Annotated in this window: 9 protein-coding genes; 6 read left to right on the top strand and 3 right to left on the bottom strand. The window is 72.2% G+C overall.

The genetic code is table 11. The annotated features are described in order from the left end of the window. Both G4D85_RS01240 and G4D85_RS01235 read right to left on the bottom strand, forming a co-directional pair. On the bottom strand, positions 1-3,244 hold a 3,244-nt coding region (locus G4D85_RS01240), incomplete at its 3' end, for a non-ribosomal peptide synthetase (protein ID WP_164007080.1). Between the two features lie 39 nt (positions 3,245-3,283). After that, positions 3,284-5,257: a hypothetical protein gene (locus tag G4D85_RS01235; RefSeq protein WP_164007078.1), complete on the bottom strand. Its 1,974-nt coding sequence runs from the start codon at positions 5,255-5,257 to the stop codon at positions 3,284-3,286. 191 nt (positions 5,258-5,448) lie between these two features. Here G4D85_RS01235 and G4D85_RS01230 point away from each other — a divergent pair, with 191 nt between their 5' ends. The 5 genes from G4D85_RS01230 to G4D85_RS01210 all read left to right on the top strand — a co-directional run bounded on the left by G4D85_RS01230 (position 5,449) and on the right by G4D85_RS01210 (position 10,695). Then, the gene (locus tag G4D85_RS01230; protein ID WP_164009013.1) at positions 5,449-5,598 is read left to right on the top strand and encodes an ammosamide/lymphostin RiPP family protein; all 150 of its coding nucleotides are present in this window, start codon (positions 5,449-5,451) and stop codon (positions 5,596-5,598) included. A 5-nt stretch (positions 5,599-5,603) separates the two neighbouring features. Then, positions 5,604-6,602, top strand: coding sequence for an aromatic ring-hydroxylating oxygenase subunit alpha (locus G4D85_RS01225; protein ID WP_164007076.1), 999 nt, complete (start codon positions 5,604-5,606; stop codon positions 6,600-6,602). 14 nt (positions 6,603-6,616) lie between these two features. Beyond that, on the top strand, positions 6,617-7,576 hold the full coding sequence (locus G4D85_RS01220; RefSeq protein WP_164007074.1) for a c-type cytochrome: 960 nt from the start codon (positions 6,617-6,619) through the stop codon (positions 7,574-7,576). A 105-nt stretch (positions 7,577-7,681) separates the two neighbouring features. Continuing rightward, positions 7,682-9,571 carry a hypothetical protein gene (locus G4D85_RS01215; protein WP_164007072.1) on the top strand — a complete coding sequence of 630 codons (1,890 nt, stop codon included), beginning with the start codon at positions 7,682-7,684 and terminating at the stop codon, positions 9,569-9,571. Positions 9,572-9,588: 17 nt separating this feature from the next. Continuing rightward, positions 9,589-10,695, top strand: coding sequence for a hypothetical protein (locus G4D85_RS01210; RefSeq protein ID WP_164007070.1), 1,107 nt, complete (start codon positions 9,589-9,591; stop codon positions 10,693-10,695). 36 nt (positions 10,696-10,731) lie between these two features. On the opposite strand, the gene G4D85_RS01205 is transcribed toward G4D85_RS01210, so the two are convergent. Further along, positions 10,732-12,015 (bottom strand): TldD/PmbA family protein, encoded by a 1,284-nt coding sequence (locus G4D85_RS01205; protein ID WP_164007068.1) that lies wholly within the window; start codon positions 12,013-12,015, stop codon positions 10,732-10,734. Between the two features lie 405 nt (positions 12,016-12,420). Between G4D85_RS01205 and G4D85_RS01200 the strand changes: the two genes are divergently transcribed. Next, positions 12,421-13,764, top strand: coding sequence for a metallopeptidase TldD-related protein (locus G4D85_RS01200; RefSeq protein ID WP_240359007.1), 1,344 nt, complete (start codon positions 12,421-12,423; stop codon positions 13,762-13,764).

Raw genomic sequence — 13,764 nt, 5'->3', positions numbered from 1 at the left:
AGAAGAAGGCAGCCAGGGGCAGCTGGACGCCGAAGGACTGGCGCACCCGGGCCACCAGCCGCGTGGCGCTCAGCGAGTGGCCGCCCAGGTGGAAGAAGCTGGCCTCGCGCTCGACGCGCTCCAGGCCCAACACCTGGCCGAAGAGCTGGGCGAGCAGCTCCTCCACGGGCCCCCGGGCGGGGCCGCCGGCGGAGGGCGCATCATTATATGTGTCGTCCAGGTGCAGCGAGGCGAGGGCCTTGCGGTCCAGCTTGCCGGTGGAGGTGAGGGGAAGGGAGGGACGCAGCACCCAGCGCGAGGGCACCATGTACGCGGGCAGGACACGCGCCAACCCGTGCTGGAGCGACTCGGTGGAGACGTCGGCGGAAGCGGGCACCACCCAGGCGACGAGCCAGGAGTCGCCAGGCCCCCGACGCTGGACGGTGACGGCGGCGGAGCGCACTCCGGGCAGGGCGGCCAGGGCGGCTTCCACCTCGCCCAGCTCCACGCGCATGCCGCGCACCTTCACCTGCAGGTCGGCGCGCGAGACGAACTGGAGCACGCCGGAGGGCAGCCAGCGTCCCAGGTCGCCGGAGCGGTACAGTCGCGCACCGGGCTCGGCGCTGAAGGGGTGCGGCACGAAGCGCTCGGCGGTGAGGTCCGGACGGCCCACGTAGCCACGCGCCACGCCCAGGCCGCCCAGGTACAGCTCACCCACCACGCCCGGAGGCACGGGCTGGAGCGCGTCGTCCAGGACGTACACCTCCATGTTGGCCTTGGGCGTGCCAATGGGGGTGAAGGCGCCAGTCGGCGGCCCGTCCAGGAAATACAGGCTGGCGACGTCCGAGTTCTCCGTGGGGCCGTAGGCATCCGCCATGCGGCACTTCGGGCAGCGCTCCATCCACGTGCGGCACAGCGCGGGCGGCACGGGCTCGCCACCGAGCGCCACCCAGCGCATGTCCGGGAAGGTGCCATCGGGACCCGCGCCCTCCAGGACGTGCTGGAGGACGGAGGGCACCATCTCCATGACGGTGGCTCGACTCTCCCGCAGCGCCTCGGCCAGGCGCGGCGGGTCTCTCACCACGTCATCCTCGATGAGGTACGTGGTGCCACCACCGGGCAGGGCGCCCAGCATCTGCCAGATGGAGATGTCGAAGCTGAGCGCGGCAATCTGCGCGAGGACGTCCCGCTCCCCCAGCCCCAGCGCGTCGCGCATGCCCAGCAGGTGGTTGAGCATGCCGCGGTGGTGAATCATCACCCCCTTGGGCGTACCGGTGGAGCCGGAGGTGAACAGCACGTAGGCGAGGCACTCGGGCGTGGCACGCGGAGGCAGGCGTCCCGCGCTCTCCGCCTCCAACCCCTCCAGCGACAGCACGCGAGGACGGACTGCCTCGGGCACCTGCGCGAGCACCTCCGCCAGCAGCGCCTCCACCGGCCCGAGCGCGAGGACGAACGGCGCGCGGCTCTCCGCGAGCAGTGTGCTCAACCGTGCGGCCGGGAGCTGTGCGTCCAGGGGCAGATATGCAGCACCCGCCTTGTGCAGCGACAGCAGCGCGCGCACGGTGGCTTCGCTACGCCGGCCCAGCACGGCCACCACCGACTCCGGTTCCACGTCTTGCGCCACCAGCCGCCGCGCGGCGCGGTTCGTCCACGCCTCCAGCTCCGCGTACGTCCACCGCACGCCACCGGCCGCGGCCAGCGCCACGGCCTCCGGGGTGCGCACGGCCTGGTCGGAGAAGTGCTCGTGGAACGGCGCTTCCAGCGGGAAGGGACGGCGCGGCGGGCTGGATGCGCTCAGTACGCCCGCACGCTCCGCGTCCGGCAGCAGCGCCAGCGAGTCGACGCGCGTGCGTGGAGCTCGCAGCGCATGGCTCAGCAGGTGGAGGTAGTGCCCCAGCAGCCGCCGGACGGTGGGGCCCTGGAAGAGGTCGGTGCTGTAGCGGGCGAAGAGGTCGAAGCCGGACTCGCTCTCGAAGAGCGTCAGGTGCAGGTCGAACTCGCACGCCCCCGTGTCGAGCGGCACGTCGCGAGCGGCCGTGCCCGGGAAGGCGTCCGCCAGCGAGTGCTCCACGCGGAACAGGTCGAACATCACCTGGAACAGGGGCGTCTGGCCGGAGTCCCGCTCCACGCCGAGCGCCTGGACGAGCCGCTCGAAGGGCAGGTCCTGGTGGGCCAGCGCCTCCAGCGTGGTGCTCCGCGCCTGCGCGAGCAGTGTGGTGAAGGCGTCGCCCGGCGCCACGCGCGAGCGCAGCACCACGGTGTTCACGAACAGGCCGACGAGCCCCTCGGTTGCGGGGTGGGTGCGTCCGGAGACGGGAGTGCCGACGCAGAAGTCGTCCTGGCGCGAGTAGCGGTACAGCAGCGCGGAGAACGCGGCGTACAGCACCATGAACGGAGTGACCTGGTGCTCACGGCAGAACGCGCGGAGCGCCCCCACGAGCGTCGGAGACAGCGCGAGCCGCTCCGTCAGCGCGCCCCGGTCGGAACGCAGCGCGGGCCGCGGCAAATCGGCGGGCAGCTCCAGGCCGCGAGGGGCGTCGTCGAGCTGCCGCTTCCAGTACGCGAGCAGCTCCGGCTCCCGAGCAGACGCGGCCGGGGTGTGCTGCCATGCCGCGACATCCGCGTACTCCAGGGGCAGGGGCGTCAGGGCAGGGGCCTCGCCCCGGGCGAGCGCGGTGTGAAGCACGCCCAGCTCGCGCATCAGCACGTTGATGGACGCGCCATCCGTGACGAGGTGGTGGAACACCAGCACCAGCAGGTGCCGGTGCGGCGAGGTGCTCAGCAGCCGGAAGCGGTACAGCGGCCCACGCTCCAGGTCGAAGGGGCGTGACGACTCCTCGCGCAGCCGTTGCTCCAGCCTCGCCTCGTCTCCGGCCTCCTCCACCTCCAGCACCCGCGAAGGCACGTCGTGGAAGAGGATCTGGGGACGCCCATCCACAGAAGGGAACGCGGAGCGCAGCGCCGGGTGCCGCGCCAGCAGCTCGCGCAGTGCCGAGTCCAGCACGCCCGTGTCCACCGGGCCCTCCAGCGCCGCGGCCCAGGGCACGACATAGGTCGCGGTGTCCGGCCGGAGCTGGTGCAGGAACCACATGCGCTCCTGCGCGGGCGAGAGGACGGCGGGCGAGCCCGACGCGCGGCGGGTGGGGCCCGCTACGACGTTGCGCGGCGCTCCGGTGCCTTCCGGCGACTTGCGCTCCAGGAGCTGCCGGAGCAGCTCGCGCTTCGCAGCGGGGTCCTTGGGGTCGAGGTCGGATCTCGAGGTCATGAAAGGATTCCGAAGCCGCCAGGCCGGAAGGGCCGGGGGCTAGATGCGCATCAGGAGGCTGAGGCCGGCGCGGAACACACCGAGCCCGGAAGACGGCACGGACGGGTCCGCGGGGACGGCCTCGAAGCGGAACTCGCTCCCGCGCGCGCCGAAGGGCACCTCGATGAACGTCTGGACGTAGATTTCCAGCGTGTCGAAGGGCGTGGTGAGGAAGTCCACCCGCGAGAGGTACGACGCGTCTTCCAGGTTGGCGAGCGTGGTCAGCGTCACCGAACGCTGCGACAGGCCGCGACGGCCGATGTTGATCTGCCCCATGGCGTAGTAGCGCCCGAAGTAGAGGGGCCGGAAGTCGCCCTGCGAGCTCAGCCACGGCAGGAAGGCCCGGTCGTCATAGCCGAGCGAGTTGTAGAAGCCCTCCAGCCGGACGATGGCGCGGTAGAGCTCGGCGAACTCGAACTGGGTGGAGACACCGGCGCTGGCCAGCACCTGGCCTCCGCCGAAGTCGCGCTCCACGAAGCTGTCGCCCTCGCGCGCCCACAGCCGCGTGGGCGAGTCCTGCACGTAGGCCACCTCGGCGTTGAGGTCCAGATGGCCCGCCGCCGTCGACAGGTCCAGGCCGAACCGGGGCCGGCGCGCCTGGCTGAACACCGCCGAGGCGATGACCTCGCCCGGCCCCACCGCGACTTCCGCCCGGATGCCGCCGCCGTAGCGCAGCCGCCTCGCGTCGGTGCCCACGCCCTCCTGCTCCACCGTGCCGAGCAGCGACAGGTTGGAGGCCATGGCCTCCCACGGCACGGTGAGCTTCACCATGTCCACGCCGGTGCGCAGGTCCACGTTGTTGAGCGGGTCCGGGTTGGGGGCCTGGAGGAAGTCGGTGGGGTTCCAGATTTGCGAGCTGCCCCAGCGGACCTCCTGGCGCCCGGCGGTGACGAACACGTGCCTCGCGATGTCGAACTTCAGCCACAGCTGGCCCAGGCCGATGTCCGGGCCGCCGCCCTCCGCCTGGAGCGGGTCGTACCCGAGCCGTCCCAGGATGTACCCGCGCACGCGCGTGGACGGCGTGGCGTCCAGGTAGATGTCCGCGAGCGCCGGGAAGGACGGCTCCAGCGACGTCTTCTGCTGCGAGCGCAGGCCCACCACCTCGGCGCGCTGGTAGAAGAAGCCGCCCACGGCCAGCGGGTCCTGCTTCCGCTCGCTCCACGCCTCGGCGCCGCCGGAAGACTCCTCCGGCCCCTGCCAGCCCTGGACCAGCGAGTCGTCTCCCGCCCCCGTGCTCGGCGCCGTGGGGCTGAGGTCATCGGCCATGGCCGGCGGAGCCAGGTCGCTCCCGGAAGAGGAGGGCGCGTCGTCGTCCACCACCATGGCCGTCGCGAGCCCGGCGGAGGAGTCCTCGGGAGGAGGCGGTGGTGCCAGCGGAGGCATGGCCTCGGTGCCGCTCGCGGGCGCCAGCTCGGGCACGTCCTTCGCGTCCGCGGTGGCCGGCACGGCGAGCCCGGCAGGCTCGGTAGCCTCGGTAGGTGAGGACGGAGCGCGCTCGCTCCGCGCCGCCGGCTCCAGGTACACCCACGTCTTCACGCGCTGCTGCCGGTCCACCAGGACGCTCAGCCCGCGCGAGCGATAGTGAAGCCACGTCTGCCGTGCCGGTGCTGTCGCGGCCTCGAAACAGCCCCGGCTCCCGCCAGCGCTCGTCGCGCAGTCCGGCCCGTGGAGGGCCTCGACTCCGGCGCGCTTCATCGGCCGGGTGGGCGTCACCTCGATGCGCCGCAGCCGTCCGTCATTGATGTCGAAGTGGAACCGCGCGACGCGCGCGCCGTCCGGGGCCTGTTTGCGCTGGTAGGTCACTATGACCTCACCCCGCTCATGGACCTGTCGACTGGGAGGACCGAAGGAAAGGAGCACCTGCTGGAGCGTGGTGACGCCAGGCTCCGCGCCGCTCCAGGGCTCGGCGAGCGTGGCGTAACTCCAGAGCAGGCAGACCACGGCCGCGGCGCGAGCGAGAGGGGAGGGCGTCATCGGGGGCGCCGCCAGCGTATACGAGTCGCGGGTTCAAAACATGTGTCAGCCCTGACCGTGGCTGGCGGGCCGCGCATTGACAGCGCCCCCAGCCTGCCGTGAGCATCTCCTCCCCCCACGTGTTGCTGAGAGGAACCCTCATGGCGTCGGAAGAGAACGTGCAGTCGCAGGCCACGGAATCCGAGCAGTCCATGTCGTCGTCCTCCGCCTCCCTGGCGACGGCCAGCGCGGCGGAATCCAACGCGGTCTCCGTGGCGCCCGAGAAGCTCGATGAGCTCGAGGAGATCGACTTCCTCCTCGAGGAAATCGAAAGCAAGATCGCCCCGCTCGCGCTGGCGTGAGGGTCGTGCGCTCCTACGTCGAGGACTTCTCTTCGTACTGGCACCCGGTCGCGTTCTCACAGGAGCTGGGTGCGCAGCCCCTGGCCGCTCGCCTGCTGGAGACGGACCTGGTGGTGTGGCGCACGGGCACGGGCGTCGCCGTCACGCATCGTCGGTGTGCCCACCGTGGCGCGGACCTCGCCGCCGGAGAAGTCACCCCGGCCGGGCTCCGCTGCGGCTTTCACGGCTGGACGTACGGGACGGACGGGCGGTGCGTGCACGTGCCCTCGCGGCCGGCTGCGCCCATCCCCGCGACGGCCCGCGTCTCCTCCTTTCGCGCCACCGAGCGCTACGGCCTCGTCTGGGTGTGCCTGTCCCCCGAGCCCGCCGCCCCGCTCCCTGATTGGCCGGAGCTGGAGGACGGCAGCGTGGCCACCGTTGCCCTGCCGCACCTGGACTGGAGTGTCTCCGCCGGCCGGATGATGGAGGTCGTCCTCGACGTGGCGCACCTGTCCTGGGTGCACAAGGGGACGTTCGGCAACCCGGACGAGCAGGAGGTGCCTCCTTATGAGGTGGAGCGCCGTCCCGAGGGCGTCCGGGCCCGCGTCATCTACCCCGCGCTCGCGCCCGCGATGGAAGGCGTGCCCGCGAGGGTGGACCGCACCACGCTGACCTATGACGTGACGTACCCGTTCGCCGCGCGGCTCGCCTTCAAGCCCACGCTCTTCTACGTGCACACCGTCTACGCCATCGCCTCGCCGCTCTCCGAGGAGTCGATGCGCTGCTTCTACTTCTCCTCGTACCACCCGAGGCTGAAGAACCACTTCCCGGACATGTTCGTGAAGAGCGAGCTGGCCATCCTCGAACAGGACCGCCGCGTCCTGGAGGGAGTGCGTCCCCGGGCCCACCCGGTGGACTTCTCCGGCGAGGTCCACACGCCCGCGGACCGGCTGCCCATCGAGTACCGCCGCGGCATCATCTCCCTGCGCCTGGGCACGCCCGTGGACGCCCCCACCCCGGAATGAGGAACGACCCACCCATGCGTGCCTGGCTGCCCCTGCTGCTGGCGCTCTGCGCCTGTCAGCGCGATGCGTCACCGCCTCCCGCTCCCGCCAAGGCGTCGGCCCCCGTCGCCGCTCCGGCCAGGACGCAGGCCCCTGTCGCCACCGCGGCTCCCGCTCCCATGGAGCGCGGCCGCTACCTCGTGGAGCACGTGCTCGCGTGCGGCTCGTGTCACAGCGCCCGCGACTGGAACCGCTATGGGGGCCCCGTCACGGGCGCTCCGCTGGCCGGCGCCTGCTGGGACGAGGCCTGGGAGCTGCCCGGCCGTGTCTGCGCGCCCAACATCACCTCGGACCCCGAGCACGGCATCGGCCGGTGGACGGACGAGGAGCTGATGCGAGCCCTGCGCGACGGCACCGGCCGGGACGGCAAGACGCTCTTCCCGCTGATGCCCTTCCTTCTCTACCGGGAGCTGTCGGACGCGGACGCCCGCGCGGTGATCGCCTTCCTGCGTCAGGTCCCCCCGGCGCCGAGCACCACGCCGCGCTCGGCCATTCCTCAAGAGGTGTACGCGCAGTACCAGTCGCTGGCCTCTCCGATGAAGGCCCCCGTGCCCGAGCCCGCGAAGGACGCCGTCTCCCGGGGCCGCTACCTGGCCGCCGTCGCCCAGTGCGCGGCGTGTCATGCGGGCGTGGACGAGGCGGGTACGGCCTTCGCCGGCGGGCGCTCGCTGCCCACCCCTCGCGGCCCCGAGCCGGTCCCCAATTTGACGCCCCACGCCAAGGGCCTGGGCGCTCTCGACGAGGCGGCGTTCGTCGCCCGCTTCACCGCCTTCAAGGACGTGGCGCCGGCTCCGGCCAGGGCGGGACAGGTCAACAAGCTGTCCATGCCCTGGGGCTTCTTCGCCGGGCTGGCCGAGGACGACTTGAGGGCGCTGTACCGCTACCTGCGCACCGTCCCCGCTGCTGCACCCGCCCCGGCACCCCCTGGTGGGTGACCCCTTCTGGCGTCAAATGAAAGTGGCCGGTAGACTGCCCGGCGAGTCCCTGACACCTCTCCGTCCCGCCCCATCCCCCGGTGTGGCACACGGACGCGTGCCCTCATGACCCAACTACCAAAGAGCCTGCTCATCGCCGTGCTGGTGCTTGTCGCCGGCTGTGACGTCCTCAATACCCGTGACGTAGAGGGGACGCGAGGCCGCGGGGCGAGAGCCTTCGACCCGTACTCCAGCGCCGCCTCGGGTGCCATCGCGCTGTCGCTGCTGTACTTCAACGGCTGCGCCATGCTCCCCAGCGGCGAGGCCGTGTCGGCCGGCTCGCTGGTCCTCGATGACTACCCGACCGAGTGCCAGTCGCTCAACGGAGGCATCCCTCTCCAGGCCCCGGCACCTCCGACGGCGCGCATCCAGGTCACCCCGGGCGTCAGCTACTTCCTGCGCGAGTTCAGCGCCGTGGACACCGTCTTCAACGTCCACACCAACTACAACGACCGCCACGGCCCGGCCTTCTGGATGCGCAAGCAGTCGCGCTTCAAGGAGCTGGACTGGACGGGCGTGAGCATCGGCCGCGACGAGTGGACGAACGACTCGGACGTCAACTTCCAGCGCGAGACGTACTTCGAGAACGCCGCGTGGATGCTGTCGCTGGACGACACGCTCACGCTCGAGGTGCTGGACGCCGACGGCGAGGTGCGCACCACCACCGTCTACAACCGCACCGACTTCCTCTCGGAGAGCCCCACCACCGGCCGCACCCGCGCCAGCTGGACGGTGACGGATGTCGGCCGGCCGCGGTTCCCGGGCGACCCGACGGTGAACCCGCTCCCCGGCACCGAGCCCCTCTACAAGACCATCATCAAGACGTCGTTCTCCGGGTCCACCAACCCCTTCAAGTCCTTCACCATGCCGCAGCTCACCGGTGAGGGCGTCATCCGCATCACCTGGAGCCTGCTGCCCAAGTCGCCGTTCCTCTTCCCGGTGACGTTCGCCCCGGAGGCGGAGCGCCCCGCCACCTGCTACAGCCTGGACGCGGACGGCCTCGCCACCGAGGAGCAGGTGCCCTGCGGCTTCGGTCTGGAGCAGGCCGTGCGCCTGGGCCGCCCGTCCAACGGCCGCTTCTTCATGCCCGGCGAGGCGGTGAACTTCGTCGTGTCGCTGCGCGATGGCGAGGGCCACGGCCTGCACCCGAAGGAGCTGATGCCCAGCTACAACGCCTTCCTCGCCGAGGAGTCCAACGGCGTCGCGTACTTCAACGAGTACATGCAGACCGCCTACCGTGACGCGAGCGCCTCCGAGTCCGGCTTCAAGGTGGTGGGCCCGCTCCACGCGCTCCAGGTGTCCCGCGGCTCGTATGACCTGCCGTACTTCTCCTTCCCGCTGCAGAGCGACCCGCGCTTCTACCTGCCGCCCGGCGCCAACCGCATCTCCGGCGGCGGTGACGCCCTGCCGCCCACCACGTACTCCGTCCCGCTCCCGGGTAACGCGCAGCCGGGCACCTACGCCATCCTCCTCAAGGGCCACCGCTCCTTCATGGGCGAGCGCCTCAACCGGCTGGACCCCTTCTTCTTCCAGGTCGGCCAGGAGCAGCCCACCAGCTACCCGGGCCGCGTGGGCAACTGCCAGGTGTGCCACAACGGGGTGAACTCGCTGTCCAACGTGCACCACGGCCTGTCGGTGGACCACGTGGAGGCGTGCAAGTCCTGCCACGTCGAGGAGGGCGTGGGCTACCTGCCGGACGTCATCCACCGCGTGCACATCAACTCGCGCAAGTACAACCAGAACAAGGGTGACTGCACGCTGTGCCACCTGACGCGTGAGAGCGCGCTGTGGCCCAGCCAGATGACGTGTGACGGCTGCCACGTGCAGTCCCACGGCACCGAGTACTTCGACCTGCGCTTCGCTCCCTTCCAGAACACGCCCAACGCCTACGGCAACTGCGCTCAGTCGTGCCACGTCGTCACGCCGCCGGCCGAGCACATCCTGCCGCCCCGCTGAGCCCCCGAGGACCGCCCATGAAGGTACGCTCCCTCATCGCCAGCACGCTGGCCGCCGCCACCCTCTCCGCCTGCGGGGAGAGCACGGCGCCGGCCGCCGCTCCCGTCAACCAGGCGCCGTTCATCGACGCGCTCCCCGAGCGCCGGGTGCCCGTCTCCGGCGTCGTGTTCGACCCGGAGGCGCTCTTCTATGCCTTCGTCACGTGGCCGGTGAACCCGGAGGACCCCAACGACGGGGCGCCGCCGCCCGCGCTGCTGTACGGCCTGCCCACGGAGATTCGCGCCTCCGTGTGGTTCGCGCAGGTCAACCTGCTGGGCCCCGAGGGCCAGGTGGCGGACAGCAGCGGCCCCTCGCTGCCGCCCTGGGGCAACTTCCAGACGCAGGGCGTGGTGCCGGACCGGTCGGTGGTCTACGCCATGCGCGCCGAGCCCACGCCGATGCTGTCGGTGGGCGCCGGGGACTTCTTCCCCGCCGAGGCCGGCTTCGCTCCCATCCCCGCGGTGCCCTACCACGCCACGACGACGCTGCGCCCGGTGTCGCCCACCGGCAACCAGTGCCTGGTGCAGGCGCCGGTGATGGTGGGAGAGGCGGGCGCGCTCGGGGCGCTGGCGCAGACCCTCTCCACCGAGACGGGGACTCCCACCACGGTGGCGCAGCTGGTGGACCCGGCCCGCGGCTCCGTGGCGCTGGTCTGGATGTTCGCGCCCAGCCCGGTGCTGGATTTGTTCATGTTCCCCAGCGGAGACATCGCCGCGGAGACCACGGTGGGCACCCTGTACGCCATCGACTGGGCTCCGCCGTCGGGCGCGCCCGGCCAGTCGGAGATGGGCTTCACGGCCACGCGCAACGGCGTGAGCAGCCTCGGCTACTACGCGCTGGTGGTGCCGCCCGGGACGTCCACCGGCGTGTCGGTGAGCTTCGTGGACACCGTGACGGACGAGCAGCAGGGGCGGCCGTGGATTGCGCCTCCCTTCGAGGCGGGGGGACTGCCCCCGGGCCTCTCCTTCGCCCGGCTGCACGCCATGGCCCCGGTGGAGGAGACGCCGGAAGACCCGTACGCCGAACCGTATCCGCCTCCGGACTTCAGCTTCCTGTGCTTCCCGGATCCTCCGTCCGAGGGCTGAGCAGGAAGGGAGTGCCGGCTCGCGAGGGCCGGCGCTCTAACGCCAGGGCCCCACGGTGAGCTGTCGGAAGCGCACCGTGGGCTGACCGAAGGACACGGGCAGCGGCCCATGGTCCAGCTTCCGGCAGCCCCGCGTGGCGAAGAGGTTCTTCGCATCCGCGCCCACCGCGTCGATGGCGGCCAGCGCCTCCAGCCCGTTGCCCCGGAGGATGCCGGGGCCCACGCGGCGTCCCACGCGGCCGTCCCGAATCTCGCGGGCCTCCACGATGTAGAAGCTGAAGTCGCCTGACAGCAGGTCCATCTGCCGTGGGGTGAGGTGCCGCACCAGCAGCCCGTGGGGCACGTCCGCCAGCAGTGCGTCGAGGTGGCCCTGGTGGGGCTCCACGCGGGTGTGGGCCATGCGGGGCAGGGGCGCGTGGCGGTAGCTGACGCGGCGGCCGTGGCCATCGGGCGCGCGGCCCAGGGCGAGTGCGCTCCGGGAGTCGAGCAGCGGGGCGTCCACGGTGCCGGCGCGGATGAGTGTCACCGGGCGCGCGGCGTGGCCCTCGTCGTCCCAGGCGAAGGCGAGCGCACCGTGGCCATCGGTGGGGTCGTCGGAGACGGAGAGGTGCTCACCGGCCACACGCTGGCCCAGGCGCCGGGCGAGGTACGAGCCTCCGCGCGCGACGACGTCTCCTTCCAGGGGGTGTCCGCACACCTCGTGGAAGAAGCACGCGGAGGCAGCGCCGGGAGGGAGCACCACGGGCAGCGAGGCGGAGGGGCAGGGCACCACGGGCGCGCTGTCGCGGAGCTCGCGGAGCATGTCCTCCACCAGCGTCTCCAGCTCCGGCAGGGCGGCGCGCATGCGCGTCCCGTCCGGCCAGGCGGCGCAGCGCCACAGCTCCGAGAGGCCGGAGCCCGTGTCGACGAAGGCCTTCACCTCCAGGAGGGCGTAGCGCTGCCGGTCCTCCACCGTGCGTGTCTCGGTGGCGAACAGGGTGCGGCGGTCCACCTCGCGCAGCAGCACGTCCAGGTGCGCGGCGCCTCCGGCCCGAGCGGTGGCCACGAGCCTCCGGGCGACCTCCTCCGCCGCGCCTTCTTCGGGACGGAGCACCGGCGTGGCCTCCAGCAGTGCGCGAGCCCGGTCCGCGAGCGCTTCCGGCAGCGCGCCGCGCTCGGGGCCGTCACCCGCCACCTGCGTCCAGTGCCGCTCCGTGCCGGCGGGAGTGTCACGGCGCGCGGACCAGCCCCGCTCCAGGGTGGGCGCGGGGACGCGCGGGCCGGAGCGCTGGTGCAGCACCTCGCTGACTTCTCGCCGCTCGACGAACCAGTCCCGACCCATGCGTCTCCCGTACGGAATGTCCGGGCTCCTCGGCGTGACGCCCGGCCATCGCCCACGCGGCTCGGTTGAGGGTACGCATGCGACGGACGGAGTCGGCGGAGGGCCGGAACTGGGAGCATACGCCACCTGCCTGTGGCCGGCGCATGGCCACCCGGATCCCTCGGCGAAACGGAATGAGCGTTCCTTCCGGCGCCCGGCCACGAGAGGCGGCCCCTCAACCCGGGACGACCGAGCTCCGGAATGAACGTTCCTTCCGGTGCGGTCCGCCCCCAGCCAGGGACTCCGGCCTGCCGTCTCTCCTCGGAGGGGGGTATCCTCGCCACGGACCTCGGCCCCGTTTCCGGTCCGCGAGCGACTCGCGAACACGGGCCGGAGCGCCCCAGACACGCGTGTGGAGGCAACGGGATGCGCGGCACCCCCGGAGACGAGCGCACGGAGAACGGCGACGCCCACGCGGCAATGGAGCCCCGGGCCTTGCTGGCGTCCGCGAGCGCAACGCTCGAGGCCTTCACGCGAGCACGGACCCCCACCCACGCGGAGCTGTTCCTTCGTGTGGAGCGCCGCCTCTCCTTGGAGCATGACGCCGGTGCCGCCACCCTCAATCACGGCGAGTCATGGGACGCCGCCGCGCGAGTGGCCTGGGACGAGCGGCGGGGACACGCGGCGCTGCCTCTCGGAAGCCCCACGGACCTGGAGCGGGTGCTGGAGTCCGCCGAGAGGCATGCCGCCCCGGGAGCAGGAGGACCCCTGCCAGTGCTGACCGTCGGGCCCACCGACGTACCCGCCGGACCGCCCGTGCTCCAACCCGAGCGAGCCGCGAAGAGGATGGAGCACCTCCTCCAGAGCGCGGTCCCCCAGGGCACGCTGGTGCAGGCCGCGGTGCTCACCCAGGTGGCGGACTGGAGCGCGCTCATCCGCGAGAGCGGCACGCGCCGGGTCAGCACCGGCTGGAGGGAGGAGCTCTTCATCCGCTGCGAGACGGCGCGAGGCGCGGTGGTGGACGCGGTGGCCTCGGCGCGTGAAGAGGACGAGGAGGACTTCGACGCGCTCCGCGTCCGACTCGCGGAAGCGGTGGAGGCACTCGAAGGGCCGGCCGAGACGGCGAATCCGGAGCTGCCCCTCGTCCTCCGGCCGGCCGTCGCCGCGCCGCTGGTCGCGGGACTCATCTGGCTGCTGCGAGGGGACGTAGCCGCGGCGACGCCCGCCCTGGCGCGAGCGGTGGGCCGCAAGGTGTTCCCCTCGGTGCTGGGCGTGGTGGACGACCCGCATCATCCCCGGGGCACCCGGCACCGGAGCGTGGACGACGAGGGCGTGCCCATGCACGCCCAGTCCTTCGTGGAGGAAGGGCGGCTGCTGGGCTTCCTCCACTCGGCCTCCACGGCGGCGCGGCTGGGGAGCACCGGAGGCGGTCGCGGCCTGCGTGCGGCCTCCGCGCCACCGTCACCGGAAGGCGTGAATCCCTACGTGGTGCCGCGAGGCACCGTGCTCCCCGAGCACTACACGGAGCTGGTGGCGCGCGTGGAGACCTTCACCACCATGCCCAGGCCCGGCACCGTCACCCTGGTCGCCGCGGGGTGGGAAGTCCGGGCCGGCCAGCGCGTGCGCCGGGTGGCGCCGATGGAGCTGGACCTGCCCGTGCTGGAGACCTTCCGCGCGCTGCGCGGCGTGGGCTCGGACCTGACGTTCTTCCCCACCGCGGAGGGCTGTGGCACCCCCACGCTCGTCCTCCCGCCGTACAAGGCGGGGTGA

It is taken from the genome of Pyxidicoccus trucidator, from assembly GCF_010894435.1.
Lineage (GTDB): Bacteria > Myxococcota > Myxococcia > Myxococcales > Myxococcaceae > Myxococcus > Myxococcus trucidator.
This window is presented reverse-complemented; position numbering and strand designations above follow the sequence as displayed.